Source organism: Kitasatospora sp. NPDC002543 (assembly GCF_053594915.1).
This window is the reverse complement of record NZ_JBSFWR010000021.1, coordinates 64600-90844: the sequence shown is the minus strand read 5'-3', so window position 1 is coordinate 90844 and position 26245 is coordinate 64600. Positions and strand designations below refer to the sequence as shown.

Below are 26245 nucleotides of genomic sequence, written 5' to 3'. Positions count from 1 at the left end.
TGTCTTCCTGGGTTTCTCTGCCGGGAGTGGGGGTCAGGCGCCGATGAGCTTGGAGAACTTCTGCTCGAAGTCGCTCTCCTCGCTCTCGGAGAGCGTGCGGAACACGTGTGCCTTGACCGCCATCTCGGGGGTGGGCACGACCAGCGGGTTGGCCGCGGTGTCCGGGGCGATGCCGGCGAGTTCGTCCTTCATCCCGGTGACGGCGGAGACGAAGCCGATTCCCGCGACCAGCTGCGCCGCGATCTTCGGCTGATAGTAGAAGTCGATCAGCTTCTCCGCGTTCGCCTTGTGCCGGGCCTTGGCCGGGACCAGCATGTTGTCGGTCGAGGCGACGTAGCCCTTCTCCGGGATGACGAACGCGATGTCCGGATTGTCGGCCTGCAGCTGGATCAGGTCGCCGCCCCAGGCGACGCAGGCGGCGATGTCGCCGGCGGAGAGCTCCTGGCCGTAGTCGTTGCCGGTGAAGCGGCGGATCTGCTTGTTGTCGACGGCCTTCTGCAGCCGGGCCACCGCGCCGTCGTAGTCGTCGGCGGTGAACTTCTCGGTGCTCTTGCCCTGGTCCAGCAGGACCATCCCGATGCTGTCGCGCATCTCGGAGAGGAAGGTCACCCGGCCCTTGAGGTCGGGGTCGTCCAGCAGTTGGGAGACGCTGGTGACCTCCTTCCCCCTCGTCGCCTTCCGGTTGTAGGCGACGACGGTCTGGATGCCGGCCCACGGGTAGGAGTAGAGCCGCCCCGGGTCCCAGTCGGGGGCGCGGAAGCGCGCCTCGATGTTCGTGATCGCGGTGGTGACGTTCGCCGGGTCGAGCTTCTGCGCCCAGCCGAGCCGGATCAGCCGGGCGGCCATCCAGTCGGTGAGCACCATCAGGTCGCGGCCGGTGTCCTGGCCGGAGGCGAGCTGCGGCTTGACCTTGCCGAAGAACTCGACGTTGTCGTTGACGTCCTCGTTGTACCTGACCTTGATGCCGGTGGCCTCGGTGAAGGCCTCCAGGGTGCCGTGCCTCTCCTTGTCCTTCTCGTCCGTGTCCACGTACAGCGGCCAGTTGGAGAAGTCGACCTCCTTCTGCGTCTCCGAGAGGTCCGGGGCGGCGTTCGCGGTCGAGTCCCCGGTCGCCCGCGGGGCGGCCGGGATCCCGCAGGCCGCCAGGGTGCCCGCCCCGGCGGTCAGCGCGGCGGCCCGCAGCAGGGTGCGGCGGCCGAGCGCGGCCCGGCCGCTGGTCAGACTGCGCTCCCAGGCCCTTCGGACCGGTTCGGGCAGACCGTCGGTGAGCTCGTTGAACGCCATGGAACGGGCCTCCTGGGGGAGATGGGGTGTGGGGGCACCCGCTTGGGCCGAGGGGTTATCTGTCTCCGAAGACGGTGCGGTGCCAGTCCTTGCGGGCCACCGCGGTGGTGTCGAACATGACGTGCTTCACCTGGGTGTACTCGTCCAGCGAGTACTGGGACATGTCCTTGCCGTAGCCGGACGCCTTGTAGCCGCCGTGCGGCATCTCGCTGATGATCGGGATGTGGTCGTTGACCCAGACGCAGCCGGCCGCGATCTCCCGGGTGGCGCGCAGCGAGCGGTGCACGTTGCCCGTCCAGGCGGAGGCGGCCAGGCCGTACGGGGTGTCGTTGGCCAGCCGCAGGCCCTCGTCGTCGCCGTCGAAGGGCAGCACGACCAGCACCGGGCCGAAGATCTCGCCCTGCACGACCTCGCTGTCCTGGGCCGCGCCGGTGATCAGGGTCGGCCGGTGGTACGCGCCCCGGGTGAGGTCGGTGCCGTCGTGGCCCTTCTCCGGGGCCCGGCCGCCGGTGACCACGGTGGCGTAGGAGCGGGCGCGCTCGACGAAGCCGGCCACCCGGTCCCGGTGGGCGAACGAGACCAGCGGGCCGAGGTCGGTGTGCGGGTTCAGCGGGTCGCCGATCCGGATCGCCGCGTACAGCTCGGCCACCCCGGCCACGAAGGCGTCGTACAGCGGGCGCTGGACGTAGGCGCGGGTGGCGGCGGTGCAGTCCTGGCCGCCGTTGATCAGCGAGGCCGCGACCGCCCCGTGCACCGCGGCGTCCAGATCGGCGTCGTCGAAGACCACGAACGGGGCCTTGCCGCCGAGCTCCAGGTGGGTGCGCTTGACGCTCGCGGTGGCGATCTCGGCGACCCGCTTGCCGACGCCGGTGGAGCCGGTGAAGGAGACCATCGCGACGTCCGGGTGCCCGACCAGGTGCTCGCCCGCGGTGCGCCCGGCCCCGGTGACCACGTTGACGACGCCGTCCGGGATGCCGGCGGCGGTGCAGGCGCGGGCGAACATCACCGAGGTCAGCGGGGTCAGCTCGGCGGGCTTGAGCACGATGGTGTTGCCCGCGGCGATCGCCGGGAGGATCTTCCAGGCGGCCATCTGCAGCGGGTAGTTCCACGGCGAGATCGAGCCGACCACGCCCACCGCCTCGCGCCGCACGTACGAGGTGTGGTCGCCGGAGTACTCGCCGGCCGCCTTGCCCTCCAGGTTGCGGGCGGCGCCGGCGAAGAAGGCGGCGTTGTCGACGGTGCCGGGCACGTCGAACTCGGTGGCGAGCTTGACCGGCTTGCCGGTCTGCGCCGTCTCCACCCGGGCCAGGTCGTCGGCCGCCGCGGCCAGCTCGGCGGCCAGCCGGGTGAGTGCCTCGGAGCGCGCTCCCGGGGTGGCCGAGGACCAGCCGGGCAGCGCGGCCCTCGCGGCGGCGACGGCGGTGTCCACGTCCCCGGTGGTGGCCAGCGCGACCTGCTCGACCACGCTGCCGTCGGCGGGGTTGACGACCTGGAAGGGCTCTCCGCTCCCCCGGGTCTGGCGGCCCGCGATGTACTGCGCGCCCGGGCCGAAGTCGGTCAGGTCCATCTGGTTCCTCCAAGTGCCGTGGTTCGACCGCTGCGGGGTCACGCGTCCGCGGGTGGGGGTCTGCGGTCCCGCTGACCTTGCCTGCTGGGGGGTTGGGGTGACAAGGGTCACTTCGGCAATCTCGGCGCGAAGGGCCTTACAGGGTGCAAGGGTGCGGGCAGGGCAACAGGTCGTCGGGTCGATGGATGATTTACCTGACACCCTGTGCGTTGTCCGACCCACTCCGACCCCCTGATCGCCCGGAGCCCCCGCTCCGGACCCACCGCGCCCCGGAGGCCCGCGATGCTCCCCACCGTCGCCCGAATCCTCGACCTGGACGTGATGCGGCGCGGCCTGCCCCAGGTGGTGGCCGGCGCCGACCACCTGGAGCGGCCGGTCCGCTGGGTCCACGTCAGCGAACTGCCCGACGTCGCCGGGATGCTCCGCGGCGGCGAGCTGGTGCTGACCACCGGCATCGCCCTGCCCGAGGACCGCGAGGGCCTGGCCCGCTACGTGCGGGAGCTGGACGAGGTCGGGGTGGCCGGGCTGGTCGTCGAGTTCGGGCGGCGCTACTTCGACTCGCTCCCCCGCGCCCTGGTCAACGCCGCCGAGCAGCGCGGACTGCCGCTGATCACGCTCCGCCGCGAACTGCGCTTCGTCGCCGTCACCGAGGCCGTCCACGCCCTGGTGGTCAACGCCCAGCTGGAGCAGCTGAGGGCCTCCGAATCGGTCCACCAGGTCTTCAACGAGCTGGTGGTGGAGGGCGCCGAGGCACCCGAGGTGATCCGCCAGGTGGCCCGGATGGCCGGCGCCCCCGTCGTCCTGGAGAACCTGGCCCACCAGGTGCTCGCCCACGACACCGCCGGTCGCCCCGAGGCCGAGGTGCTGGAGGACTGGGAGCGCCGTTCGCGCGGGGTCCGCCCGCCCGGACGCACCGGTCACGACCCGCGCAGCGGCTGGCTGGTCACCACCGTCGGCGCCCGCGGCCAGGACTGGGGCCGCCTGGTGCTGGTGCAGGAGCCCGGCCCGCTGCCCGAGGGCGAGGCCCATCCGCACACCATGCTGCTGGAGCGCGGGGCCTCCGCGCTGGCGCTCAACCGGCTGGTGGTGCGCGACCGGGAGAGCCTGGAGCGGCAGACCCACCGCACCCTGCTGTCCGGCATCCTCACCCACGCGCTGACCGTCTCCGAGGCGGCGCTGCGCGCCCAGGCCCTCGGCGTCCCGCTGGAGGGCCGCCGGCTTGTCGGCGTGGTGCTGCGGCAGCGGCGCGGGCCGATCCCGGCCGCGCTGGAGGCCCAGGCCCGGCTGCGCGACTTCACCGAGCTGGCCGCCGGCGCGGTCCGGGCCTGCCGGCTGACCGCCCTGGTCGGCGCGCTGGACGACGAGGCCGTCGGCCTGCTGATCGCGCTCGGCACCCAGCAGGACGAGCACGCCTCGCTGGACGCCCTGTCGGCCGCGCTGCGCCGGATGTCGGCCGAGGCCGGCCGCGACGGCGGCGACCCCCAGGGCCCGGTGGTCGCCGTCGGCTCCTCGGTCGGCTCGGTGCGCGACGCCCGGCGCACCCTGCTGGAGGCCACCCAGGTCGCCGACGCCGCGCTGCACGACGCGCCCGGCGGCCGCAGTTCGTCCTACTACCGGCTGCCGGACGTCCGGCTGCGCGGCCTGCTCCACCTGCTGCGCGACGACGCCCGGCTGCAGACGTACGTGGAACGGGAGTTGGGCCCGCTGCTGGCCCACGACGCCGAGCACAACGGCCAGTTGGTGCAGATGCTGCGGATCTACCTGGAGCAGGGCCGGAACAAGTCGGCGGCGGCGGACGCCGCGCACCTGTCCCGGCCGTCCTTCTACGACCGGCTGCACAAGGTCGAGCGGATCCTCGGCGTCGACCTCGACCAGGTGGAGTCCTGCCTCTCCCTGCACGTGGCGCTGCTCGCGCTGGACGCCGTACGGCGCTGACGGGCCGCCCGGCGGCCCCCGGCGGCCCTCACACCCCGGTGATGCGCCCCCAGACCTTGTGCAGCTCGGGCCGCTCGGCCGAGGTGACGTCGCGCATGGTCCGCAGCCGGGCGCGCATCTCCTCGGTCGGGAACACCAGCGGGTTCTCGGCGAGTTCGGCCTTCTCCTTGTCGCCGCTGTCCGCCAGCACCTCGCGGGCGGCCGGGACCGGGCAGATGTACTGGACGAACGCGGCGAGCTCGGCGGCCACCTCGGGCTGGTAGTAGTAGTCGATCAGCAGCTCGGCGTTGCGCTTGTGGACGGCCCGGTTGGGGATCATCAGGCTCTCCGCCCACAGCTCCCCGCCCTCCTCCGGCACCACGAACTCGATGTCCGGGTTCTCGGCGGTGAGCTGCACGGCGTCGCCGGAGTAGGCCTGGCAGGCGATCGCCGCGCCGGAGGCCAGGTCGCTGGTGTAGTCGTTGCCGGTGAAGCGGCGCACGTGGCCGCTGTCCACCATCTTCTGCACCAGGTCCATCGCCTTGCCCGCGTCGTCGTCGCCGAACTTCGCGATGTCCGCGCCCTGGGAGAGCATCAGCAGCCCGAGCGCCTCGTCCAGCCCGGCGAACAGCGTGACCCGGCCCTTGAGGTCGGGCGCCCACAGGTCCGCGGTGGACCTGATCTCGCGGCCGAGCGCCTTGCGGTTGTAGGCGATGCCGGTGATCCCGGACTGCCACGGCACGCTGCGCCGCCGCCCGGGGTCGAAGGCCGGGTCGGCGAGCTGCGGGTCCAGGTTGGCGGTCACGTTGGGCAGGTTGGCCCGGTCCATCGCCTGCACCCAGCCCAGCGAGACGTACCGCCCGGCCATCCAGTCGCTGATCACCATCAGGTCCCGGCCGGGGGCGGCGCCCTGGGTGAGCACCGGGCTGATCTTGCCGAAGAACTCGTCGTTGTCGTTGATGTCCTCGGTGTAGGTGACCGCGATGCCGCTCTTCTCGCTGAAGGCGTCCAGGGTCGGGCGCCCGCCCGCGTCGTCGGTGTCGATGTACTGCGTCCAGTTGGAGAAGACGAGCCGCTTGTCGCTCTCCGAGCGGTCCGGCGCCGAGCGGCGGTCCTCGGCCACGTACGCGGACGGGATGCCGCAGCCGGTCAGCGTGCCGGCGCCGAGCAGCGCGGCACCGCCGAGCACGGAACGGCGGCGGATGGTTCCGGGCCCCAGCGGGCGGTCGGAGCGGGAGCGGCGGGTCAGGATGGTGCGGCGGGGCATGAGCGGCCTTCCGGAGCGTGGGACGGCCCCGGGCACACGGGTGCCCGGGGCCGTCCTGGGAGGTACGTCAGACAGTGTGCGCGTCGGTGAGCGACAGCACCTCGTCCAGCACCGCGAGGCCGGTCTTGGCCTCCTCCTCGGTGACGGTGCACGGCGGGACGACGTGGAAGCGGTTCATGTTGACGAACGGCCAGAGCCCGCGCTGCTTGCAGGCGGCGGCCAGTTCGGCCATCGGCGCGTTGTCGGCGCCGGCCGCGTTGTACGGCACCAGCGGCTCGCGGGTCTCCCGGTCCTTCACCAGGTCGAGCGCCCAGAACACGCCGAGGCCGCGGACCTCGCCGATCGACGGGTGCCGCTCGGCCAGCTCGCGCAGGCCGGGGCCGAGGACGTTCTCGCCGATGTGCCTGGCGTTCTCGACGATGCCCTCCTCCGCCATGGTGTTGATGGTCGCCACCGCGGAGGCGCAGGCCAGCGGGTGGCCCGAGTAGGTGAGCCCGCCGGGGAAGGCCCGCTCGGCGAAGGTCGCCGCGATCTCGGCGCTGATCGCCACGCCGCCCAGCGGCACGTAGCCCGAGTTGACGCCCTTGGCGAAGGTGAGCAGGTCCGGGGTGACGCCCCAGTGGTCGGCGGCGAACCACTCGCCGGTGCGGCCGAAGCCCGCCATCACCTCGTCGAGGATGAACACGATCCCGTAGCGGTCGCAGATCTCCCGGACCCCGGCCAGGTAGCCCGCCGGCGGGACGAGGACGCCCGCGGTGCCGACCACCGTCTCCAGGATGACCGCCGCGACGGTGCCCGGACCCTCGAACGCGATCACCTGCTCCAGGTGCTCCAGGGCGCGCTCGCACTCCTGCGCCTCGTTCTCGGCGTGGAAGTTGGTGCGGTAGGCGTACGGCCCCCAGAAGTGCACCACGCCGGAGACGCCGCCCTCGTTGGGCCAGCGCCGCGGGTCGCCGGTGAGGGCGATCGCGTTGGCGGTGGCGCCGTGGTACGAGCGGTAGGTGGAGAGCACCTTCTGCCGGCCGGTGTGCAGCCGGGCCATCCGGATGGCGTTCTCGTTGGCCTCGGCGCCGCCGTTGGTGAAGAAGATCTTGTCCAGGTCACCGGGGGTGCGCTCGGCGATCAGCCGGGCCGCCTCGCTGCGCGACTCGACCGCGAAGCCGGGGGCGATGGTGCAGAGCTTCGCCGCCTGCTCCTGGATCGCGGCGACCACCTTCGGGTGCTGGTGGCCGATGTTGGTGTTGACCAACTGCGAGGAGAAGTCGAGGTACCGATTGCCGTCGTAGTCCCAGAAGTACGAGCCCTCGGCGCCGGCCACCGCGAGGGGGTCGATCAGCGCCTGGGCGGACCACGAGTGGAAGACGTGCGCGCGGTCGGCGGCCTTGACCACCTGGCCGGCGGCTGAGTCAGCAGTGGGGATGCTCATGCCGGTAAGGCTAGGGCGGCCCGTCCCCGAAGGGCAGTTCCATCGTGTCAGCCGGTCGCGCCAACCATCGACAGGATGCAAAGACGAAGGGCCCGGGTCGACGAGACCCGGGCCCTTCGTCATGTCAGCCGATCATCAGATCGCGGTCATCCTGCGCTCGACCGTCCCGACCCGCTCAGATCGCGGTCATCCTGCGCTCGACCGCCCTGACCCGCTCAGATCGCGGTCATGACGTGCTTCACGCGGGTGTAGTCCTCGAAGCCGTACGCCGACAGGTCCTTGCCGTAGCCCGACTTCTTGAAGCCACCGTGCGGCATCTCGGCGACCAGCGGGATGTGGGTGTTGATCCAGACGCAGCCGAAGTCCAGGCGGCGCGACATCCGCATGGCGCGGGCGTGGTCCTTGGTCCACACCGAGGAGGCCAGGGCGAACTCGACGCCGTTGGCGTAGGCGACGGCCTGCTCCTCGTCGGTGAACTTCTGCACGGTGATGACCGGGCCGAAGACCTCGTTCTGGATGATCTCGTCGTCCTGGTGCAGGCCGGAGACGACGGTCGGGGCGTAGAAGTAGCCCTTGTCGCCGACCTGGTGGCCACCGGCCTCGACCTTGGCGTGGGCGGGCAGCCGCTCGATGAAGCCGGAGACCTGCTTCAGCTGGTTGGCGTTGTTCAGCGGGCCGTACAGGACGTCCTCGTCGTCCACGCCGCCGGTCTTGGTCTCGGCCGCGGCCTTGGCCAGCGCCTCGACGAAGGCGTCGTGGATCGACTCGTGCACCAGCACGCGGGTGGCGGCGGTGCAGTCCTGGCCGGCGTTGAAGTAGCCCGCCACCGAGATGCCCTCGACGGCCTCGGCGATGTCGGCGTCCTCGAAGACCACGACCGGGGCCTTGCCGCCCAGCTCCAGGTGGACGCGCTTGACGTCCTTGGAGGCGGACTCGGCGACCGAGATGCCGGCGCGCACCGAACCGGTGATGGAGGCCATCGCCGGGGTCTTGTGCTCGACCATCAGCTTGCCGGTCTCGCGGTCGCCGCAGATGACGTTGAAGACGCCGGCCGGCAGCTCCAGCTCCTTGAGCACGCCGCCGATGATCTCGGCCAGCAGCACGGTGGAGGCCGGGGTGGTGTCGGAGGGCTTCAGCACGACGGTGTTGCCCGCGGCGATGGCCGGGGCGAACTTCCAGACGGCCATCATCATCGGGTAGTTCCACGGCGCGACCTGGGCGCAGACACCGACCGGCTCACGGCGGATGATCGAGGTCATCCCGTCCATGTACTCACCGGCGGCCTTGCCCTCCAGCATGCGGGCGGCACCGGCGAAGAACCGGATCTGGTCCACCATCGGACCGATCTCCTCGGAGAGGGTCATCGCACGGGGCTTGCCGGTGTTGCGCACCTCAGTGTCGACGATCTCGTCGGCGCGGGCCTCGACCGCGTCGGCGATCTTGAGCAGCAGCTTCTGCCGGACGCTCGGGGTGGCGTCGCGCCAGATCGGGAACGCGGCGGCGGCGGAGGCCATGGCGGCGTCCACGTCAGCGGCCCCGGACAGCGGCGACGTCGCGTACACCTCGCCGGTGGTCGGGTCGACGATGTCGAGCGTGCGGCCATCGGCCGCGTCGACGAACTCACCGTTGATGTAGTTGCGCAGCGTGCGAAGGTCGCTCACGGATCTCTCCTCGGTCTGGGCCTGCGGCGTTGCAGATTCCGGCGCCATGGTACGTCGGCGGCTCCGGCGTACGAAGGGTGCCGAGTGGCCGTGCCCGGAACGGCGCGGTCCACTGGTGGCGGTACGTGCGCCGACCCCCGGGGGCGCGCGCGTACGGTGCCCAGGGTAACCGCACGACTGCTGGTATCGACAGGACGAGTGGGCTTCAGCGATGAAATCCGCATGCGTTTTCCAAGATCACGACGAAATCAGCAGTTTCCACGCTTGCGAACACGGGAACGATCAGGCACAGTGGCCGCGTGGCCAACCGCGACCGGAACGCCAGCGTTCCCCTCGACGCCGCCTCCAAGGCGATCATCGAGCAGCTCCAGGAGGACGGGCGTCGCCCGTACGCCGCCATCGGCAAGGCCGTCGGCCTGTCCGAGGCGGCCGTGCGGCAGCGCGTCCAGAAGCTGCTCGACCAGGGCGTGATGCAGATCGTCGCCGTCACGGACCCGCTCACCGTCGGCTTCACCCGCCAGGCGATGGTCGGCATCCGGGTCGAGGGCGACATCGAGCCCGTCGCCGACGCGTTGGCCGCCCTCGACGAGGTCGACTACGTCGTCTGCACCGCAGGCTCGTTCGATCTCCTGGCCGAACTGGTCTGCGAGGACGACGAGCACCTGCTCGAACTGATCAACAAGCGCATCCGCGCGCTTCCCGGCGTGCGGAGCACCGAGAGCTTCGTTTACCTGAAGCTCCGGAAACAGACCTACACCTGGGGCACCCGATGACAGCCGACCCGGCGCAGAAGGACCTTTCCAAGACCGCCTACGACCACCTGTGGATGCACTTCACCCGCATGTCGTCGTACGAGAACTCCCCCGTGCCGACGATCGTCAAGGGCGAGGGCACCTACGTCTGGGACGACAAGGGACGCAAGTACCTCGACGGCCTCGCCGGCCTGTTCGTCGTCCAGGCCGGCCACGGCCGTGAGGAGCTCGCCGAGGCCGCCGCCAAGCAGGCCAAGGAGCTCGCCTTCTTCCCGGTGTGGAGCTACGCCCACCCGAAGGCCGTCGAGCTGGCCGAGCGCCTGGCCAACTACGCCCCGGGCGACCTGAACAAGGTCTTCTTCTCCACCGGTGGCGGCGAGGCCGTCGAGACCGCCTGGAAGCTCGCCAAGCAGTACTTCAAGCTGACCGGCAAGCCGACCAAGTACAAGGTCATCTCGCGCGCCGTCGCCTACCACGGCACCCCGCAGGGCGCTCTGTCCATCACCGGCCTGCCGGGCCTGAAGGCCCCGTTCGAGCCGCTGGTGCCGGGCACCCACAAGGCGCCGAACACCAACATCTACCGCGCCCCGGCCTTCCTCGAGGGCCCCGACGGCACGGTCGACCCCGAGGCCTACGGCCGCTGGTGCGCCGACGAGATCGAGGTGGCCATCCTCAACGAGGGCGCCGAGACCGTCGCCGCCGTCTTCGTCGAGCCGGTGCAGAACGCCGGTGGCTGCTTCCCGCCGCCGCCCGGGTACTTCCAGCGCCTGCGCGAGATCTGCGACCGCCACGACGTGCTGCTGGTCTCGGACGAGGTCATCTGCGCCTTCGGCCGCCTGGGCACCATGTTCGGCGCCGACAAGTTCGGCTACCAGCCCGACATGATCACCTGCGCCAAGGGCATGACCTCGGGCTACTCCCCGATCGGCGCCACGATCATCTCGGACCGCCTGGCCGAGCCGTTCTACAAGGGTGACAACACCTTCCTGCACGGCTACACCTTCGGTGGCCACCCGGTTTCCTCCGCGGTGGCGCTGGCCAACCTCGACATCTTCGAGCGCGAGGGCCTGAACCAGCACGTCCTCGACAACGAGGCCGCGTTCCTGGGCACCCTGGACAAGCTGCGCGACCTGCCGATCGTCGGCGACGTCCGCGGCAACGGGTACTTCTACGGCATCGAGCTCGTGAAGGACAAGGTCACCAAGGAGTCCTTCAACGACGAAGAGGTCGAGCGCGTGCTCTACGGCTTCCTCTCGAAGGCCCTGTTCGACAACGGCCTGTACTGCCGCGCCGACGACCGTGGCGACCCGGTCATCCAGCTGGCCCCGCCGCTGATCTCCGACCAGTCGACCTTCGACGAGATCGAGCAGATCCTGCGGACCAGCCTGACCGACGCGTGGGCGAAGATCTGATCCCCTGAGCCTTCTTCCCCACCCTCCGCCGAAGGGCGGTCCCGCTCCCCGCGGGGCCGCCCTTCGGCGTTCCCGGACCGCCCTCCCCGGCCCGCAACATCACAGTCGTACGACCAAACATGCCTGAATGCGGGTGATATGCCCGTGATGGACCAGTGCGCCGCAACCGCGCCCAGCCCCGGTCGTTCTAATCTGACGACTGTCATATCCCTGCGGCCACCCAGGATGGATCCTCATGTCAGCGGCACCGCCTGACAACGACGTGCTGTGGGCCCGAGGGATCGTCAAGTCCCATGACGGCACCCCCGCCCTGCGCGGCATCTCGATCGGCGTCCGCGACGGCGAGGTGCTCGCCGTCACCGGCCCGCGCGGCTCCGGCAAGAGCACCCTGCTCGGCTGCCTCTCCGCGCAACTCCCGGTCGACGAGGGCGAGGTCTGGTTCAACAGCGCCCCCGTGCACACCCTCCCCCGGGCCGGCCGCGAACGGCTGCGCCGCGACCGCTTCGGCTTCGTCGGCTCCGAGCCCCACCTGGTGCCCGAACTGACCGCCCGGGAGAACGTCGCCCTGCCGCTGCTGCTCGCCGGGGCCGGCCACAAGGCCGCCTACACCGCCGCCGACGAGTGGCTGGAGCGCCTCGACGTCGGCGACTGCGCCCGGCTGCGCCCCGAGCGGCTGGTCCAGAGCCGGCGCCAGCGGGTCGCCGTCGCCCGCGCCCTGGCCCCGCTGCCGCCGGTCGTCTTCGCCGACGACCCCACCGCCCCGCTGCACCGCGAGGCGGCCGACCAGGTCATGCGGATACTGACCAGCGCGGCCCGCTCCCACCAGCTCACCCTCGTCCTGGCCACCCACGACCGCGAGCTCGTCCGGTTCGCGGACCGCACCGTCGCCCTCGTCGACGGACGGCTCACCGCGCCCGTCGCCCCCGTCCCCCGCGGCACCCCCGCGCCCGGGTCCGCCGGTGCGCCCGCCGTCACGGCCACCCACCGCTGACGCCCGAAAGAGTCGACGTGTTCTATCTCCGTCTGGCCCGGGGCTACCGGGTGTCCGACCTCGGCCGCTGGCTGCTCACCGCGCTGGCCGCCGCCGTGGTCGCCGCCTTCCTGCTGCGCTCCCTCGGCCGGGCGATGAGCGAACCGAGCGGCGGCCCCGACCCGCTGGCCCGGCTCCTCTGGTGCCTGCCCCCGCTCGCCGCCGTCGCCTGGTTCGCGGCCGTCGCCGCCCGCGCGGTGCCCGCCCGCCGGCCCGAACGGATCGCCGGCCTCACCGCCGCCGGAGCCGGCTCCCGCCGGATCCGGACACTGATCGCCGGCGAGGTCGCGCTCGCCTGCACCCTCGGCGCCGCGCTCACCCTGCTGGCCTTCCTGGTGCTGCGCAACGACATCGCCGGGCCCGCGCTCGCCCCCGACCTCGGCATGGGCGTGCCGCTCCCGGCCGCCGCCCCCGTCGCCCTGCTCGTCCTCGTCCCGCTCACCGCCGGCACCGCCGCCGCCTGCGCGGTGCCCGTCGCCGACACCCTGCCCGGCGGCCGCACCCAGGCCCCGACCGGCTTCGGCTCCTGGCGGATCGCCCTGCCGGTCGGCCTGGTCGTGATCGGCGCCGCGCTCGAACTCATCGCCCTGCGGCCCGGCGCCGCCGTCGACGGCCGCCCGGTCCACCTGCCCGCCGGGCTCGGCACCACCAGCACCGCCGCCCTCGGCGGCTGGGCCGCCGGCGCGCTCGGCCTCGCCCTGCTCACCGGCCCACTGCTGGCCTGGGCCGGACGGTTGCTCGCCATCGGGCGGCCCACCCCGCTGCGGCTGCTGGCCGGGCGCGGACTCACCGCCCAGGCCCGCCGGCTCGGCGCGCCGCTCGCCGTGCTCACCCTCGCCGTCGCGCTGGTGCTCACCACCGTCCGCTACTGGATCGGCACGCCCGACAGCGCCGACGCGCTGCCCGCGGTCGAGGCCTGCCTGGTGCTCGGCTGCGCGGCCGCGGCGGTGGCCACCCGGCTCGCCGAGGTCCGCAGCGACCGCCGGGAGGTCACCGACGCGCTGCTGCGCCTCGGCACCTCGCCCCGGCTGCTGTTCGGCGCGGTCGCGCTGCGCACCCTCGCGGTGGGCAGCACGCTGCTGCTGACCGGCGGGGCGACCGCCGCGCTGGCGGCCGCCGGACTCCGGTAGCGGGTTCCCCGCGGGTCGTCCCCGAGGGGTGGGGCTCAGCCCGCCGCGGCGAGCTGGCCGCAGGCGCCGTCGATCTCCTGGCCGCGGGTGTCGCGGACGGTCGTCGGCACGCCGTGCGACTGGAGACGGCGGACGAACTCGCGCTCGTCCTCGGGCCGGGAGGCCGTCCACTTGGACCCGGGGGTCGGGTTCAGCGGGATCAGGTTGACGTGCACCCGGCGGTTCTTGATCAGCCGGCCGAGCAGGTCGGCCCGCCAGGCCTGGTCGTTGATGTCCTTGATCAGCGCGTACTCGATGGAGATCCGGCGGCCGGACTTCTCCGCGTAGTTCCAGGCCGCGTCCAGCACCTCGGCGACCTTCCACCGGGTGTTCACCGGCACCAGCTCGTCGCGCAGCTCGTCGTCTGGGGCGTGCAGCGACAGCGCCAGGCGGCAGCTGAGGCCCTCGTCGGCGAACCGGTGCATCGCCGGGACGAGACCGACGGTGGAGACGGTGATGCCGCGCTGGGACAGGCCGAAGCCGTCCGGCGCCGGGTCGGTCAGCCGGCGGATCGAAGCGAGCACCCGGTTGTAGTTGGCCAGCGGCTCGCCCATGCCCATGAAGACCACGTTGGACAGCCGCGCCTCGCCGCCGGGGATCTCCCCGGTCCTGAGCGCGCGCATCCCGGCGGCGATCTGCTCGACGATCTCGGCGGTGGAGAGGTTGCGGGTCAGCCCGGCCTGGCCGGTCGCGCAGAACGGGCAGTTCATGCCGCAGCCGGCCTGGGAGCTGATGCACATGGTGACCCGGTCCGGGTAGCGCATCAGCACGGACTCCACGAGCGTGCCGTCGAAGAGCCTCCAGAGCGTCTTGCGGGTGGCGTCGTCGTCGCAGGAGACGTGCCGGACCACCGACATCAGCTCGGGCAGCAGGCTCTCCGTGAGCTTCTCCCGGCTGGCGGCGGGAATGTCCGTCCAGCTCGCCGGGTCGTTCGACATCCGGCCGAAGTAGTGGTTGGAGAGCTGCTTGGCGCGGAACGGCTGCTCGCCCAGCTCGGCGACGGCCTCCTTGCGCTCGGCGGGGCTCAGGTCGGCGAGGTGTCGCGGGGGCTTGGCGCCGCGCGGCGCGACAAAGGTGAGTTCTCCGGGCTTAGGCATGGTTGTTCCAGTGTCGCAGACGCGCGAGGGCCCCGGACGCCAGGCGTCCGGGGCCCTCCTTCGTACGTCTCGTCGCAGGTCAGCTGCCGACGAAGGCCGCCAGCAGCAGCCAGACCACCGGGGCGGTCGGCAGCAGCGAGTCCAGCCGGTCCATGATGCCGCCGTGGCCGGGCAGCAGGGTGCCCATGTCCTTGATCCCGAGGTCGCGCTTGATCATCGACTCGCCCAGGTCGCCCAGGGTCGCCGTGACCGCCGCGCAGCCGCCCAGGATCAGGCCCTGCCACCAGCTGCCGCCGTCGATGATCAGCTGCATCAGCAGCGCGCCCGCCAGCATCGACAGGGCGATGCCGCCGGCCAGGCCCTCGCGGGTCTTGCCCGGGCTGATCGTCGGGGCCAGCTTGGTCTTCCCGAACTTGTAGCCCACCGCGTAGGCGCCGGTGTCACTGCAGATCGTCACGATCAGGAAGAGCACGATCCGCTGGGGGCCGTCGTCGGCCGCCAGCATCATCGCCACGAAGGTGGCCAGGAACGGCACGTAGAAGGCCGTGAACACGCCTGCCGTTATGTCCCGCAGGTAGTCCTCCGGCGGCTCGGCCATCCGCCAGACCATCACCGCCAGCCCGGTCAGCGCGAGCGAGGCGGCGGCCCACTGGATGCCCGCCCAGTAACCGGTGGCGACCATGGCGACGCCGCCGACGACCAGCGGGACCAGCGGCGCCTTGATCTGCTTGCGCTCGGCGAGCCGGCTGGTCAGCTCCCAGACGCCGACCGCGACCGCGGCCATCACGACGACCAGGAACAGCGCCTTCACCACGAACAGCGAGGCGACGATCACCGCACCGAGGCCGACGCCCACGCCTATGGCGGCCTGGAGGTTACGGCCACCGCGCTGCTTGCGCGGCTGCGGCTGCGGAGCGGGCTGGGCGGCCACGGGTGTCTCCTGCCCTGGGTGGGACGACGGCACGAAGTGGAGCTGCCCGGCCGCCAGGTGGTTCGCCGGCGGCGCGGGAGGCACCGGTGCCCCCGGGTGCGGCGGGAGGCCGTGGCCGGGGGCGGGGGGCGCGTCGCCGGATATCGCGCGCAGCACGACCGTCTCGGTCACGCCCGGCGCGGCCGGCTCGGACTGCTCGTCCCGGAACAACGGGCCGCTCAGCCGGCCGGACTCCCGGGACGGCCCCTCGGCGGGGTCGGCCGGTCCACCGGCGGCGGGCCGACCGTGGTCGGGCGTGCCGGGCGGCGGGCCGGGCTCGGCCGGGACGGGAGGCATGACCTGAGTCTCCTCCGCGTCGCCGCCCCAGTACACCGGAGGCTGCTGCGACTGATCCGAACGGAGGCCCGGCGCTCCCTGGGCGACGCCCGGCGTGCCCGGGGGCACGGCCTGGCCGCCCGGGTGGCCGGGGTACCCCCGGACCGGCGCCGGACGCGCGCCGTACCCCGGCGCCGGATGGGCCGGGGTACGGGCCGCCTGCGGGTGAGGCGCCGGGCGGTAGGGCTGGAACTGCTGGTCGGACGGGCCCCAGTAGCCGGGGGCGTCAGGGGCGTCGTTCATCAGACCTCGAGCAGCTCGGCTTCCTTGTGCTTCAACAGCTCGTCGATCTGGGCCACGTACTTGGCCGTGGTGTCGTCGAGCTCCTTCTCGGAACGGCGGCCGTCGTCCTCGCCGACCTCGCCGTCCTTCACCAGCTTGTCGATGGCGTCCTTGGCCTTGCGGCGCACGGCGCGGATCGAGACCTTGGCGTCCTCGCCCTTGGTGCGGGCGATCTTGATGAACTCCCGGCGACGCTCCTCGGTCAGCTCGGGCAGCACCACGCGGATGATCGAGCCGTCGTTGGAGGGGTTGACGCCCAGGTCCGAGTCGCGGATCGCCTGCTCGATGGCCTTCAGCGCGGTCTTGTCGAACGGCGAGACGACCGCCATCCGCGGCTCCGGCACCGAGAACGAGGCCAGCTGGTTGATCGGGGTCTTGGCGCCGTAGTACTCGGCGACGATCTTGGCGAACATCGCCGGGTGCGCACGGCCGGTGCGGATGGCCGCGAAGTCGTCCTTGGCGTGGAGGACGGCCTTCTCCATCTTCTCCTCGGCCTCGAGGAGGGTCTCTTCGATCACTGTGGTCTCCCTGTCCGGTTCATCTGCTGTTGTCCCGACCGGTGTCGGCGCGGCGGCCGGTCGCGGCGCCGGCGCCGTCCGGTGCGGCTGATTGCTGCTCAGGCCCGGACAGAATCCTGGCTGATGAGTGTGCCGATCTTCTCACTCTTCACCGCGCGCGCGATATTGCCCTCCGCCAGCAGTTCGAAGACCAGCATCGGAAGGTTGTTGTCCTTGCACAGCGTGATCGCGGTGAGGTCGGCGACCTTGAGGTCGCGCGCGATGACCTCGGAGTACTCCAGCGCGTCGAACTTGACCGCGTCCGGGTTGGTCCGCGGGTCGGAGTCGTAGACGCCGTCCACACCGTTCTTGCCCATCAGCAGGACGTCGGCGTGGATCTCCAGGGCGCGCTGGACGGCCGTGGTGTCGGTGGAGAAGTACGGCATGCCCATACCGGCGCCGAAGATCACCACACGGCCCTTCTCCAGGTGCCGGACGGCCCGCAGCGGCAGGTACGGCTCGGCGACCTGGCCCATGGTGATGGCGGTCTGGACCCGGGTCTCGATGCCCTCCTTGACCAGGAAGTCCTGCAGCGCCAGGCAGTTCATGACGGTGCCGAGCATGCCCATGTAGTCGGAGCGGGCCCGGTCCATGCCGCGGACCTGGAGCTCGGCGCCCCGGAAGAAGTTGCCGCCGCCGATGACCACCGCGACCTCGGTACCGGCACGGACGACGGTGGCGATCTCCCGGGCGATCGCGTGCACGACGTCCGGGTCGACGCCGAGTCCGCCACCACCGGCGAAGGCTTCACCGGACAGCTTGAGCAGCACCCGGCGGCGCGAGCCGGCCTTGGGGTCCTGCGCGGTCTCCTGCGTCTCCTGCATGGACTTCTCCTTTTTGCACCTACTGGTCACAGGCGCGGGTGTGCGGATGCCCCGCCTGCGTGTACGCGAGAGGAGGCCACTGCCGCGGGAACCGGTTCGGTGTCCTGCACGGCAATGGCCTCCTCGTCGTTCATGGTGCCGACGCGAGCCCGCCCGTTGGCGGTAGGCGCGGGGTGAGCCCGTTCGGCGTTCCTCCCACCCTGGTCAGCGGGCGGGGGCGGTTCCCAGCCTAGAGGGGCCGGGGACCAGGTGGAACGTGGCTCAGGCGCCGACGCGGAAGCGGGCGAAGCGCTTGAGGGCGACGCCGTTCTCCTCGAGGACCTTGGCGACGGTCTTCTTGTTGTCCTTCGCGAAGGCCTGCTCCAGGACGGAGTTCTCCTTCACGAAGCCGGTGACGCGACCCTCGACGATCTTCGGCAGGGCGGCCTCCGGCTTGCCCTCCTCGCGAGCGGTGGCCTCGGCGACGCGACGCTCGTTCTCGAGCGCCTCGGCCGGGATCTCCTCGCGGGACAGGTACTTCGGAGCGAAGGCGGCGATGTGCTGCGCGACGTCCTTGGCGACCTCGGCGTTCTCCTTGTCCAGCTCGACCAGGACGCCGACGGCCGGCGGCAGGTCGGGGCTGGTCTTGTGCAGGTAGACCGCGACGAAGCCGTCACCCTCGAACTGGGCGAAGCGACGGAAGACGATCTTCTCGCCCAGGGTCGCGTTGGCCTCGTCCACGAACTGCTGGACGGTCTTGCCGGGCTCGATCTCGGACGCCAGGGCGGCGTCCAGGTCGGCCAGGGGGGCCTTGGCGACGTGGGCGGCGAGGGCGTCGACGACCTCGACGAACTTCTCGCCCTTGGCGACGAAGTCGGTCTCGCAGTTCAGCTCGACCAGGACGCCGGACTTCTTGTCCTCGGCGATCACGGCGGAGACGGCGCCGTTGGAGGCGTCACGGCCCTCGCGCTTGGCAACGCCCTTCTGGCCCTTGATGCGCAGGAGCTCGACGGCCTTCTCGACGTTGCCCTCGGCCTCGTCCAGGGCCTTCTTGCAGTCCATCATGCCGGCGCCGGTGAGCTCACGGAGCTTCTTGACGTCCGCGGCGGTGAAGTTCGCCATGGTGTGAATCTCTTCTCGCGTCTCGCGTGTCTGCGTGGAGTGGCGCCGGGACCGGTGGTTCGGTCCCGGCGCGGGAGAGAGGGGCACCTGCCGGCGTCGTACCGGCGGGTGCCCCTCACCCTTGGTACGTCAGGCCTGCTCGGCCGGCGCGTCGGCGGCCGGGGCCTCGGCGGCGGGAGCCTCGGCGGCGGGGGCCTCGGCGGCGGCGGGGGCCTCCTCGGCCTTCTTCTCGCCCTCGAGGAGGTCCTTCTCCCAGGCGGCCAGCGGCTGGTCGGCACCCGGCTCGGCCTTGGCGTCGCCCTTGGCGACACCGGCGCGGGACTTCAGGCCCTCGGCCACGGCGTCGGCGATCACGCGGGTCAGCAGGGTGACGGAGCGGATCGCGTCGTCGTTGCCCGGGATCTTGTAGTCGACCTCGTCCGGGTCACAGTTGGTGTCGAGGATGGCGACGACCGGGATGTTGAGCTTCCGGGCCTCGCCGACCGCGATGTGCTCCTTCTTGGTGTCCACGATCCAGACGGCGCTGGGAACGCGCTGCATGTCGCGGATACCGCCGAGGGTCTTCTCCAGCTTGTCGTGCTCGCGCTGGAGGACCAGGAGCTCCTTCTTGGTGAGGCCGGAGCCGGCCACGTCCGAGAAGTCCAGCTCGCCGAGCTCCTTCAGGCGCTGGAGGCGCTTGTAGACGGTCGAGAAGTTGGTCAGCATGCCGCCGAGCCAGCGCTGGTTCACGTAGGGCATGCCCACGCGGGTGGCCTGCTCGGCGATGGCCTCCTGGGCCTGCTTCTTCGTGCCGACGAAGAGGACGCTGCCGCCGTGGGCAACGGTCTCCTTGATGAACTCGAAGGCGCGGTCGATGTAGTTCAGCGACTGCAGGAGGTCGATGATGTAGATGCCGTTGCGCTCGGTGATGATGAAGCGCTTCATCTTCGGGTTCCAGCGGCGGGTCTGGTGACCGAAGTGGACGCCGCTCTCCAGCAGCTCCCGCATCGTGACGACGGCCATTGCCGTACTCCTTGGTGTTGCGGCCCGGCGGCGGCGCGTTGCGGCGCTTCCTGCCGGGTCAGGCTCGGTTTGTCCGTGGCGGCCAGGTGACAGCCACGCCTGACGCCCCGAACGTGCCGAGCCGCTTCAGCCCGCTCGGTCCGGGGACCGGTCGGGCTCGGCGGACCGAGCGGCACTCGCACCTGGCGGGGCTGCGGACGAACCGCGTCCGACCGCCGGTGGCGGGGCGTGCGAAGTCGACCCGGCGGACCGGGTCGCGTGTGAAGTGTACGGGAAGCGCCGAGGGGCGAGCGACTCCACGCGTGGCCGGGGGCCCGCAGAGGGCCTGGGAGAAGCCCCGGAGAACGGCCGGGGACGGGCTCGGCAGCGGGCGCGGGAGGCGCGGGGAGGCGGGCTCGGGAAGGGCGGACGCGGGTCGGTCACTACCTGCGCCGGAACTGTCGCCGCTATGCCGTTTGTACACCGGATGGCGGCATCCGTACACCCGGCCGGGGGATGGCGACCGGGAGAGGGGGCGATTTGTCCACAGGAATCCGGATGTGGGTGGTGCGGGAGCGGCTCGACGGGGAGCCTGCCGGCATGACTGGTCTCAGGTGGTCGTGGTCGTGGGCGTGGTCCTGGTCGCGGGCGTGGTCCTGGTCGCCGCCGTGGTCCTGGCCCGGCGGGGTGATCGGAGTGGTGGCGATGGCGCTCGCGCTCGCGCTGGTGGGGGCTTCGGGGGCTTCAGGGGTTTCGGTGGCTTCGGGCGCTTCGGGGGTGGCCCCTGGCGGGTCGGCGCCGGGGACGGTCGGAGGCCCACGGAGTCCCGATGCTTCGGGAGGTGCCGGCCTCCTGGGCTCTCCGGGGCCGGACGGCGAGGCCGGGCCGAGCGGTGCACGGGCCTGGCCGGTGGGCGGGCCCGGCGGCCTGCTGGGCCGGTTCGAGCCGCCGGCGAAGGCCTGGACCGCCGGGCACCGAGGGGTGGACCTCGCCGCCGCGCCCGGGGCGGAGATCCGGGCGGCGGCTCCCGGGGTCATCGCGTTCTCCGGGCTGGTGGCGGGGCGACCGGTGGTGACCGTCTCCCACCCGGGCTCGGGCACACCCCCGCTCCGGACCACCTACCTGCCCGTCACCGGCACCCTCCCGGTCGGCACCCCGGTGGCCGCCGGACGGACGATCGGGCTGCTCGCCCCGGGCGGACGGCACTGTCCCGGGCGCGACTGCCTGCACTGGGGGCTGCTGCGCGGCAACCGCTACCTCGACCCGCTGGCCCTGTTCGGCGCGGGCGCGGCGCGACTGCTGCCGCTGAACGGCGGCGCCGGGTAGGTCGGGGCGCCGGGTAGGTCGGGGCGCCGGGTAGGTCAGGGCGCCGGGTAGGTCGGGGCGCTGGGGCGGGAACCGGGGCAGGCCAGAGGGACGGGCTCGGACTCGGGTGCCGGCTCGGGGGCTGGGCCCCGGGGTGGCTCAGGCGCGGACGAGTCCGTGCAGCACCATCGCGACGGCGGCCTCGGCGATCTCCTCGGGGCTCTCCGTCGCACAACCCGCCCGGACTCCGGCTACCGCCCGCTCCGCCCGACGGGTCGCCGCTTCCACCACACCCTGGACCAGGGCCGCGGCGAGCCGGGGCTGCTCGTGACCGAGCTCCTCCAGCGTCCGTCCGACCAGACCGGCCAGCCTGCCGTGCGCCGCCCTGATCCGCTCGCGTGCGGCCTCGTCGAGCTCCAGCGCGGAGATCGCCACCACCGCGCGGTGCCGCGGGTCGGCGGCCAGCGCCAGTTGGCCCCGGACATAGGCCTCGATCCGCTCCACGGCGGTGTCGCAGCTCTCCATCCCGGCCTCGATCTCGGCCGCCCAGAGCGGGAGGTCCACCTCGCAGAGCGCCTCGACCACGGCGGCGCGGGAGCGGAAGTACTCGTAGACCGAGGAGCGCGCCAGCCCGGTGCGCGCCGCGAGCGCGGGGAAGGTCAGGGCATCCATGCCACCTTCGGTGAGCAGGATGCGGGCAGCATCGAGGAGGGCTGCCCGCTGGAGCTGGCGATGCTCGGCCACCGTGGCCGCTCGGATCTTCGGCACGCTCCCACTGTACGGAGCCATATCTCCGGCCGGTACGGCGCCGCGCGTCGAAAGGAGGCGCGGGGCCCGCGACGCCTTCCGACGCCCGGCTGTCCGCACCCCTGGGTCAACACCCCTCCGCCGGCATCCCTCCGCCGGCATCCCTGCGGTCGATGCCCGGCTCCCGATCCCCGGACCCGAACCCGGCTCCGGCTACGGCTACGGCTACGGCTACGGCTACAGCTACCGACGCCCTATCGGATGTCCGACATTTTGGCGCGCAGCTGGAGGACGGACTTGGTGTGGATCTGGCTCACCCGACTCTCCGTCACCCCCAGCACCTGCCCGATCTCGGCGAGGGTGAGGCCCTCGTAGTAGTAGAGCGTCACCACCGTCTTCTCCCGCTCTGGGAGGGTGTTGACCGCCTGAGCCAGCAGCCTGCGCAGCTCGCGGTCCTCGGCGACCTCGACCGGGTTGTCCGCACCGTGGTCCTCCAGGGTGTCCATCAGGCTCAGCCGGTCACCGCCCTCCCCCACCGGGTGGAGCAGCTCGTCCAGCGCCACCACGTTGGCGAGCGACAGCTGGCTGAAGATGGCGTGCAGGTCCTCGATCGCGATGCCCATCTCGGCGGCGACCTCGGGTTCGTGCGGCGTCCGGCGCAGCCGGGCCTCCAGCGTCGCGTACGTCCGCTCGACCGCCTTCGCCTTCTGCCGCACCGAGCGCGGGATCCAGTCCAGGGCGCGCAGCTCGTCGATGATCGCGCCGCGGATGCGGCTGATCGCGTAGGTCTCGAACTTGATGGCGCGGTCGATGTCGAACTTCTCGATCGCGTCGATCAGCCCGAAGACGCCCGAGGAGACGAAGTCCGCCTGCTCGACGTTGGAGGGCAGGCCGACGCCGACCCGCCCCGCCACGTACTTGACGAGCGGTGAGTAGTGGAGGATCAGCTGCTCCCTCAGCCGCTGGTCCCCGGTCTCCTTGTAGGAGCGCCAGAGCTCTTCGAGCGCGGTGCGCCCCTGGGCCGCGGCCTCCCGAGCATCCTGTCCCCGGTCACCGTCCGCCGCCGCCCTCTCCCGGCGGAGCGGGGACACCGGCGAGGCGAACGTCGGGGAGGTGGTGCCCCGGGTCGGCGCATTGCCGGGCAGCGGGGGCGCGTCGGCCACGATTGCGCCGGGGGGCGCGCCGGCGGGGTCGGCCGCGTCCGCGCCCCGGGCGGGCTCGGCACCCCGGGCCGCATCCGCGGGTTGGGGCACCACCGTCGGCCGGCCGCCCTGGCGTGACAGGCCTCCCATCGTCCCCGCCGACTTGGACGGGAAGTCTGGCGCGGGGCGCCGCTCGGTCCGCGGCCCTCCCGAGGACCGAGCACCACCGGTCACTCTGTGTCCGGGAATGTGTGTGGGCATGCGTTGGTCTGAGCCGTTCTGCCGAGTCATGTGCTGATAGGGAAGGCATGTGGAGCGTAGCGTGACCGACTCACTGCGAAGCGCTACCGCCGCTCGGTCGTCCCCCGATCCGGTGGCGCTCGCACACCGGATCCGGGCGACGAACAGCAGAACCGGATCGGCAGGTCAGCCGGGCGGCTCCGACAGGCGTTCCCTCGACGCGAACGTGTTCCAGCTTCCGGCGCTCACCTCCTGCGCACCACGCGCCAGTGCGCGCCGTGTCGCTCCACGTAACCGAGCGAGGCCAACTCGTAGAGCCGTTGCAGGACTTCGTCCGGGGGGAGACCGGACTGCCGGGCCAGTCGTTCCACCGGTGCGCCCTCCGCCGTCGCCGGTACGGCCTCCAGCACCCGGGCCACCGACGGCTCCAGCAGGTCGCGCGGGAGCACCGGGCCGCTGCGCTGCGGAGCCAGGTCGTCCCCGATCGACCCGATCAGCTCGGCGATCTCCCCCGCGTCGGTGACCAGGGTGGCTCCGCCGCTGCGGATCAGGGCGTGCACCCCGGCGGAGAGCTCCGAGGTCACCGGGCCCGCCACGCCCATGGTGTGGCGGTTGAGGTCCCTCGCCCGCCTGGCCGTGCACAGGGCGCCGCTGCGCACCGCTGCCTCGACCACCACCGTGCCCCGGGTGAGCGCCGCGATGACCCGGTTGCGCAGGACGAAGCGGAAGCGGTTCGGGTGCTCCCCGGGCGGGAGTTCGCTGACCAGCAGCCCCTGGGCGCCGATCCGCCGGATCAGTTCGGCGTTGCCCTTGGGGTAGGCCACGTCGACGCCGCAGGCCAGCACGGCGGCGGTCGCCCCGCCGACCGCGAGGGCCCCGCGGTGCGCGGCCGCGTCGATCCCGTAGGCGGCTCCGGAGACCACCACCCAGCCGCGCTCGGCCAGTTGGGCCGCCAACTCCCCCGCGACGTGGGCGCCGTAGGCCGTGCAGGCGCGTGAGCCCACCATCGCGACCGAGCGGAGTGCGAGCAGCCGCAACGAGCCGGTACCCGTCACCCAGAGCCCGATCGGACGTCCGTCGCCCAGGTCGTCGAGCTGGCTGGGCCACTCCGTGTCCCCCGGAATGATGAACCGCCCACCGACGTCCCTTACCCGTTTCAGGTCCATCTCCGGGTGCAGCCCCGGGAGCCGCGCCTGGTACCCGGCCAGTCGGGTGGCGTCCAGTCCGGGGTGGTCGGGCACCGTCCCCGCCCGGATCGCCTTCACCACGTCGACGGCGGGGAGCTGGCCGAGCCACCGGCCGACCACCGCGTCCCCCGGTTCGCTGAGCCGGCCGAGCAGCACTCTGGCAAGGCGTTCGGGTTCGTTCCCCGCGGTCCTTGCGGTGGTCGCGGTGGTCGCGGTGGTCGCGGTGCCGGGCCCGTCCCCGTCCATGCCGGGAACTCGCGCTTGCCCCAACAACTGGTTCATGCCTCACCCTCCTGGTTCTGCGGACCTTCCTCGGGCGCCCCGGCCTTGCCGGGCCGGCCTCCGTCCGGGCTGGCGCGTTGCGCCGGGATGCCGCCGAGCCGGCCGAAGACCCGCTCGGTCAGCGGCAGTCCGTTCTCCACCCCGGTGCGCAGGACCAGGGCGGTGCGCACGTCCCGCTGGTCCGGCCGGTCCCGTCCGGCGAGGTCGGCGACCGTCCAGGCGACCCGGAGCACCCGGTCCAGGCCCCGGGCAGTGAGCAGCCCCCGCTCCAACTGGCGCGCGGCATCGTTGAGCGCGCCGGCTCCGAGCCGCCAGCGGGTGCGCAGCTCGTGGCCCGGGACCTCCGCGTTGGTCCGCCACGGGGTGTTCGCCAGCCGGGCCGCCGCCCTCTCCCGTGCGGCCAGGACCCGGGCCGCGACGGTCTCGGTGGTCTCCGCCGTGGTGTCCCGCTCCATGAGCTCCACCCTCGTCACCGGGGCGACCTGGACCTGGAGGTCGACCCGGTCCAACAGGGGCCCGGAGAGCCGCCCCTGGTAGCGGCTGACCATGGCCGGGGTGCACTCGCAGCCCTCGCCCCGCCGCGAGTACCGGCCGCAGGGGCAGGGGTTGGCCGCCAGGCAGAGCAGGAAGCGGGCCGGGAGCCGCAGCGAACCGGCCGAGCGGGCGATCACCACCTCGCCCGCCTCCAGTGGCTGGCGCAGCGCGTCGAGCACCCGGACCGGGAACTCCGGCGCCTCGTCCAGGAAGAGCACGCCCCGGTGGGCGAGCGAGACCGCCCCCGGTCTCGGCAGCCCGCTGCCGCCGCCGACGATGGCCGGCATCGTCGTGGAGTGGTGCGGGGCGCAGTAGGGCGCGGTGTCGATCAGCGGACGCCCGACGGGGAGCAGCCCTGCCACCGAGTGGACGGCGGTGACCTCCAGCGCCTCCTTCTGGGTCAGCGGTGGGAGCAGCGCGGGCAGCCGCTCCGCCAGCATCGTCTTGCCCGCGCCCGGCGGACCCTTCAGGTAGAGGTGGTGTCCTCCGGCGGCGGCGATCTCCAGTGCCCGCCGGGCCTCGTACTGGCCGGCCACGTCGGCCATGTCGAGCCGGGCCGCCTTGTCGTCGGGCAGGCCCCGCACACCCGCGCTGGGCAGCATCAGGCCGGCCATCAGCGGATCCGGCCGGCCTCCGATCGGATCGGGCGGCTCCTCCGGTGCCGTCGCGCCGGTCAGGATGGCGACGAGCTGGCGCAGGCTCCGGACGCCGATCACCGTCACCCCGGGGACGAGCGAGGCCTCGGGCGCCGTCTGCTCGGCGACCACGACCCGCTCGTACCCGGCGTCGGCGGCGGCCAGCACCGACGGCAGCACCCCTCGGACCGGCCGCACCCTGCCGTCCAGCCCCAGCTCGCCGATGACCAGTAGATCGGCGATGGCGGAGGGGTCGAGCCGTTCGGCGGCGGCCAGCACGGCGCAGGCCACCGCGAGGTCGAAGCCGCTGCCGCTCTTGGGCACCGAGGCGGGGCTGAGGCCGACCGTCAGTTTGCGCTGCGGCCAGGCCTCGCCGCTGTTCACGACCGCGGCACGGACCCGGTCACGGGCCTCGGTGAGCGCCTTGTCGGGCAGGCCGACCAGGGTGAACGCGGCCACCCCGGGCTCCAGATCGGCCTGGACCTCGACGATCACTCCGTCGACGCCGACCAGCGCGACGGAACAGGTACGGGCGAAGGCCAT

General features: G+C 72.4%; 21 protein-coding genes. 6 read left to right on the top strand and 15 right to left on the bottom strand.

Annotated features, from left to right (window positions below; translation table 11 throughout):
• Positions 1-33: 33 nt before the first annotated feature.
• Positions 34-1284, bottom strand: a complete 1251-nt coding sequence (locus tag ACWD4P_RS12525) for a polyamine ABC transporter substrate-binding protein (protein WP_449779537.1) — start codon at positions 1282-1284, stop codon at positions 34-36.
• Positions 1285-1339: 55 nt separating this feature from the next.
• Positions 1340-2851, bottom strand: coding sequence for a gamma-aminobutyraldehyde dehydrogenase (locus ACWD4P_RS12520; protein ID WP_359827411.1), 1512 nt, complete (start codon positions 2849-2851; stop codon positions 1340-1342).
• 282 nt (positions 2852-3133) lie between these two features.
• Between ACWD4P_RS12520 and ACWD4P_RS12515 the strand changes: the two genes are divergently transcribed.
• Positions 3134-4786, top strand: a complete 1653-nt coding sequence (locus ACWD4P_RS12515; RefSeq protein ID WP_359827412.1) for a PucR family transcriptional regulator — start codon at positions 3134-3136, stop codon at positions 4784-4786.
• 28 nt (positions 4787-4814) lie between these two features.
• Here the strand turns inward: ACWD4P_RS12515 and ACWD4P_RS12510 are convergent, their stop codons facing one another.
• The 3 genes from ACWD4P_RS12510 to ACWD4P_RS12500 all read right to left on the bottom strand — a co-directional run bounded on the left by ACWD4P_RS12510 (position 4815) and on the right by ACWD4P_RS12500 (position 9167).
• Positions 4815-5969, bottom strand: a complete 1155-nt coding sequence (locus ACWD4P_RS12510) for a polyamine ABC transporter substrate-binding protein (RefSeq protein ID WP_359827418.1) — start codon at positions 5967-5969, stop codon at positions 4815-4817.
• 130 nt (positions 5970-6099) lie between these two features.
• Complete coding sequence (locus tag ACWD4P_RS12505; RefSeq protein WP_359827414.1) at positions 6100-7458, bottom strand: aspartate aminotransferase family protein; 1359 nt, start codon at positions 7456-7458, stop codon at positions 6100-6102.
• A gap of 215 nt (positions 7459-7673) precedes the next feature.
• Positions 7674-9167, bottom strand: coding sequence for a gamma-aminobutyraldehyde dehydrogenase (locus tag ACWD4P_RS12500; RefSeq protein WP_359827415.1), 1494 nt, complete (start codon positions 9165-9167; stop codon positions 7674-7676).
• A gap of 251 nt (positions 9168-9418) precedes the next feature.
• Between ACWD4P_RS12500 and ACWD4P_RS12495 the strand changes: the two genes are divergently transcribed.
• The 4 genes from ACWD4P_RS12495 to ACWD4P_RS12480 all read left to right on the top strand — a co-directional run bounded on the left by ACWD4P_RS12495 (position 9419) and on the right by ACWD4P_RS12480 (position 13443).
• The gene (locus ACWD4P_RS12495; RefSeq protein WP_030243538.1) at positions 9419-9892 is read left to right on the top strand and encodes an Lrp/AsnC family transcriptional regulator; all 474 of its coding nucleotides are present in this window, start codon (positions 9419-9421) and stop codon (positions 9890-9892) included.
• On the top strand, positions 9889-11283 hold the full coding sequence (locus tag ACWD4P_RS12490; protein ID WP_196946910.1) for an aspartate aminotransferase family protein: 1395 nt from the start codon (positions 9889-9891) through the stop codon (positions 11281-11283). Before ACWD4P_RS12495 ends, ACWD4P_RS12490 begins: the two co-directional genes overlap by 4 nt.
• A 235-nt stretch (positions 11284-11518) precedes the next feature.
• Positions 11519-12274, top strand: coding sequence for an ABC transporter ATP-binding protein (locus ACWD4P_RS12485; protein WP_359827416.1), 756 nt, complete (start codon positions 11519-11521; stop codon positions 12272-12274).
• A gap of 17 nt (positions 12275-12291) precedes the next feature.
• The gene (locus ACWD4P_RS12480; RefSeq protein ID WP_449779536.1) at positions 12292-13443 is read left to right on the top strand and encodes a hypothetical protein; all 1152 of its coding nucleotides are present in this window, start codon (positions 12292-12294) and stop codon (positions 13441-13443) included.
• 35 nt (positions 13444-13478) lie between these two features.
• Here ACWD4P_RS12480 and rlmN read toward each other — a convergent pair whose 3' ends face one another.
• The 6 genes from rlmN to rpsB all read right to left on the bottom strand — a co-directional run bounded on the left by rlmN (position 13479) and on the right by rpsB (position 19651).
• On the bottom strand, positions 13479-14579 hold the full coding sequence (gene rlmN / locus ACWD4P_RS12475) for a 23S rRNA (adenine(2503)-C(2))-methyltransferase RlmN (protein WP_359822325.1): 1101 nt from the start codon (positions 14577-14579) through the stop codon (positions 13479-13481).
• A 79-nt stretch (positions 14580-14658) separates the two neighbouring features.
• Positions 14659-15846 carry a phosphatidate cytidylyltransferase gene (locus ACWD4P_RS12470; RefSeq protein WP_449779535.1) on the bottom strand — a complete coding sequence of 396 codons (1188 nt, stop codon included), beginning with the start codon at positions 15844-15846 and terminating at the stop codon, positions 14659-14661.
• A gap of 281 nt (positions 15847-16127) precedes the next feature.
• Positions 16128-16685 (bottom strand): ribosome recycling factor, encoded by a 558-nt coding sequence (frr, locus tag ACWD4P_RS12465; protein ID WP_359822329.1) that lies wholly within the window; start codon positions 16683-16685, stop codon positions 16128-16130.
• Positions 16686-16783: 98 nt separating this feature from the next.
• Complete coding sequence (pyrH, locus tag ACWD4P_RS12460; RefSeq protein WP_030056790.1) at positions 16784-17548, bottom strand: UMP kinase; 765 nt, start codon at positions 17546-17548, stop codon at positions 16784-16786.
• A 261-nt stretch (positions 17549-17809) separates the two neighbouring features.
• Entirely contained in the window at positions 17810-18649 is an 840-nt protein-coding gene (gene tsf, locus ACWD4P_RS12455; protein ID WP_359822331.1) for a translation elongation factor Ts, read from the bottom strand.
• 129 nt (positions 18650-18778) lie between these two features.
• A complete protein-coding gene (gene rpsB / locus ACWD4P_RS12450; RefSeq protein WP_449779534.1) occupies positions 18779-19651 on the bottom strand; it encodes a 30S ribosomal protein S2 in 873 nt (290 codons plus the stop codon).
• 888 nt (positions 19652-20539) lie between these two features.
• Between rpsB and ACWD4P_RS12445 the strand changes: the two genes are divergently transcribed.
• Positions 20540-20956 carry a M23 family metallopeptidase gene (locus ACWD4P_RS12445; protein WP_359822335.1) on the top strand — a complete coding sequence of 139 codons (417 nt, stop codon included), beginning with the start codon at positions 20540-20542 and terminating at the stop codon, positions 20954-20956.
• 138 nt (positions 20957-21094) lie between these two features.
• Here the strand turns inward: ACWD4P_RS12445 and ACWD4P_RS12440 are convergent, their stop codons facing one another.
• The 4 genes from ACWD4P_RS12440 to ACWD4P_RS12425 all read right to left on the bottom strand — a co-directional run bounded on the left by ACWD4P_RS12440 (position 21095) and on the right by ACWD4P_RS12425 (position 26245).
• On the bottom strand, positions 21095-21679 hold the full coding sequence (locus ACWD4P_RS12440; protein WP_359822373.1) for a TetR/AcrR family transcriptional regulator: 585 nt from the start codon (positions 21677-21679) through the stop codon (positions 21095-21097).
• Between the two features lie 257 nt (positions 21680-21936).
• Positions 21937-22773 (bottom strand): RNA polymerase sigma factor WhiG, encoded by an 837-nt coding sequence (gene whiG / locus ACWD4P_RS12435; RefSeq protein ID WP_449779542.1) that lies wholly within the window; start codon positions 22771-22773, stop codon positions 21937-21939.
• A gap of 536 nt (positions 22774-23309) precedes the next feature.
• The gene (gene dprA, locus ACWD4P_RS12430) at positions 23310-24497 is read right to left on the bottom strand and encodes a DNA-processing protein DprA (protein ID WP_449779541.1); all 1188 of its coding nucleotides are present in this window, start codon (positions 24495-24497) and stop codon (positions 23310-23312) included.
• 32 nt (positions 24498-24529) lie between these two features.
• On the bottom strand, positions 24530-26245 hold the full coding sequence (locus ACWD4P_RS12425; protein ID WP_449779533.1) for a YifB family Mg chelatase-like AAA ATPase: 1716 nt from the start codon (positions 26243-26245) through the stop codon (positions 24530-24532).

Bases quoted from the DNA above. Each gene is read 5' to 3' on its own strand.
- ACWD4P_RS12525 (WP_449779537.1), bottom strand. From the start codon at position 1,284: ATGGCGTTCAACGAGCTCACCGACGGTCTGCCCGAACCGGTCCGAAGG.
- ACWD4P_RS12520 (WP_359827411.1), bottom strand. From the start codon at position 2,851: ATGGACCTGACCGACTTCGGCCCGGGCGCGCAGTACATCGCGGGCCGC.
- ACWD4P_RS12515 (WP_359827412.1), top strand. From the start codon at position 3,134: ATGCTCCCCACCGTCGCCCGAATCCTCGACCTGGACGTGATGCGGCGC.
- ACWD4P_RS12505 (WP_359827414.1), bottom strand. From the start codon at position 7,458: ATGAGCATCCCCACTGCTGACTCAGCCGCCGGCCAGGTGGTCAAGGCC.
- ACWD4P_RS12500 (WP_359827415.1), bottom strand. From the start codon at position 9,167: ATGGCGCCGGAATCTGCAACGCCGCAGGCCCAGACCGAGGAGAGATCC.
- ACWD4P_RS12490 (WP_196946910.1), top strand. From the start codon at position 9,889: ATGACAGCCGACCCGGCGCAGAAGGACCTTTCCAAGACCGCCTACGAC.
- ACWD4P_RS12485 (WP_359827416.1), top strand. From the start codon at position 11,519: ATGTCAGCGGCACCGCCTGACAACGACGTGCTGTGGGCCCGAGGGATC.
- rlmN (WP_359822325.1), bottom strand. From the start codon at position 14,579: ATGCCTAAGCCCGGAGAACTCACCTTTGTCGCGCCGCGCGGCGCCAAG.
- ACWD4P_RS12470 (WP_449779535.1), bottom strand. From the start codon at position 15,846: ATGCCTCCCGTCCCGGCCGAGCCCGGCCCGCCGCCCGGCACGCCCGAC.
- pyrH (WP_030056790.1), bottom strand. From the start codon at position 17,548: ATGCAGGAGACGCAGGAGACCGCGCAGGACCCCAAGGCCGGCTCGCGC.
- tsf (WP_359822331.1), bottom strand. From the start codon at position 18,649: ATGGCGAACTTCACCGCCGCGGACGTCAAGAAGCTCCGTGAGCTCACC.
- rpsB (WP_449779534.1), bottom strand. From the start codon at position 19,651: ATGGCCGTCGTCACGATGCGGGAGCTGCTGGAGAGCGGCGTCCACTTC.
- dprA (WP_449779541.1), bottom strand. From the start codon at position 24,497: ATGGACGGGGACGGGCCCGGCACCGCGACCACCGCGACCACCGCGACC.
- ACWD4P_RS12425 (WP_449779533.1), bottom strand. From the start codon at position 26,245: ATGGCCTTCGCCCGTACCTGTTCCGTCGCGCTGGTCGGCGTCGACGGA.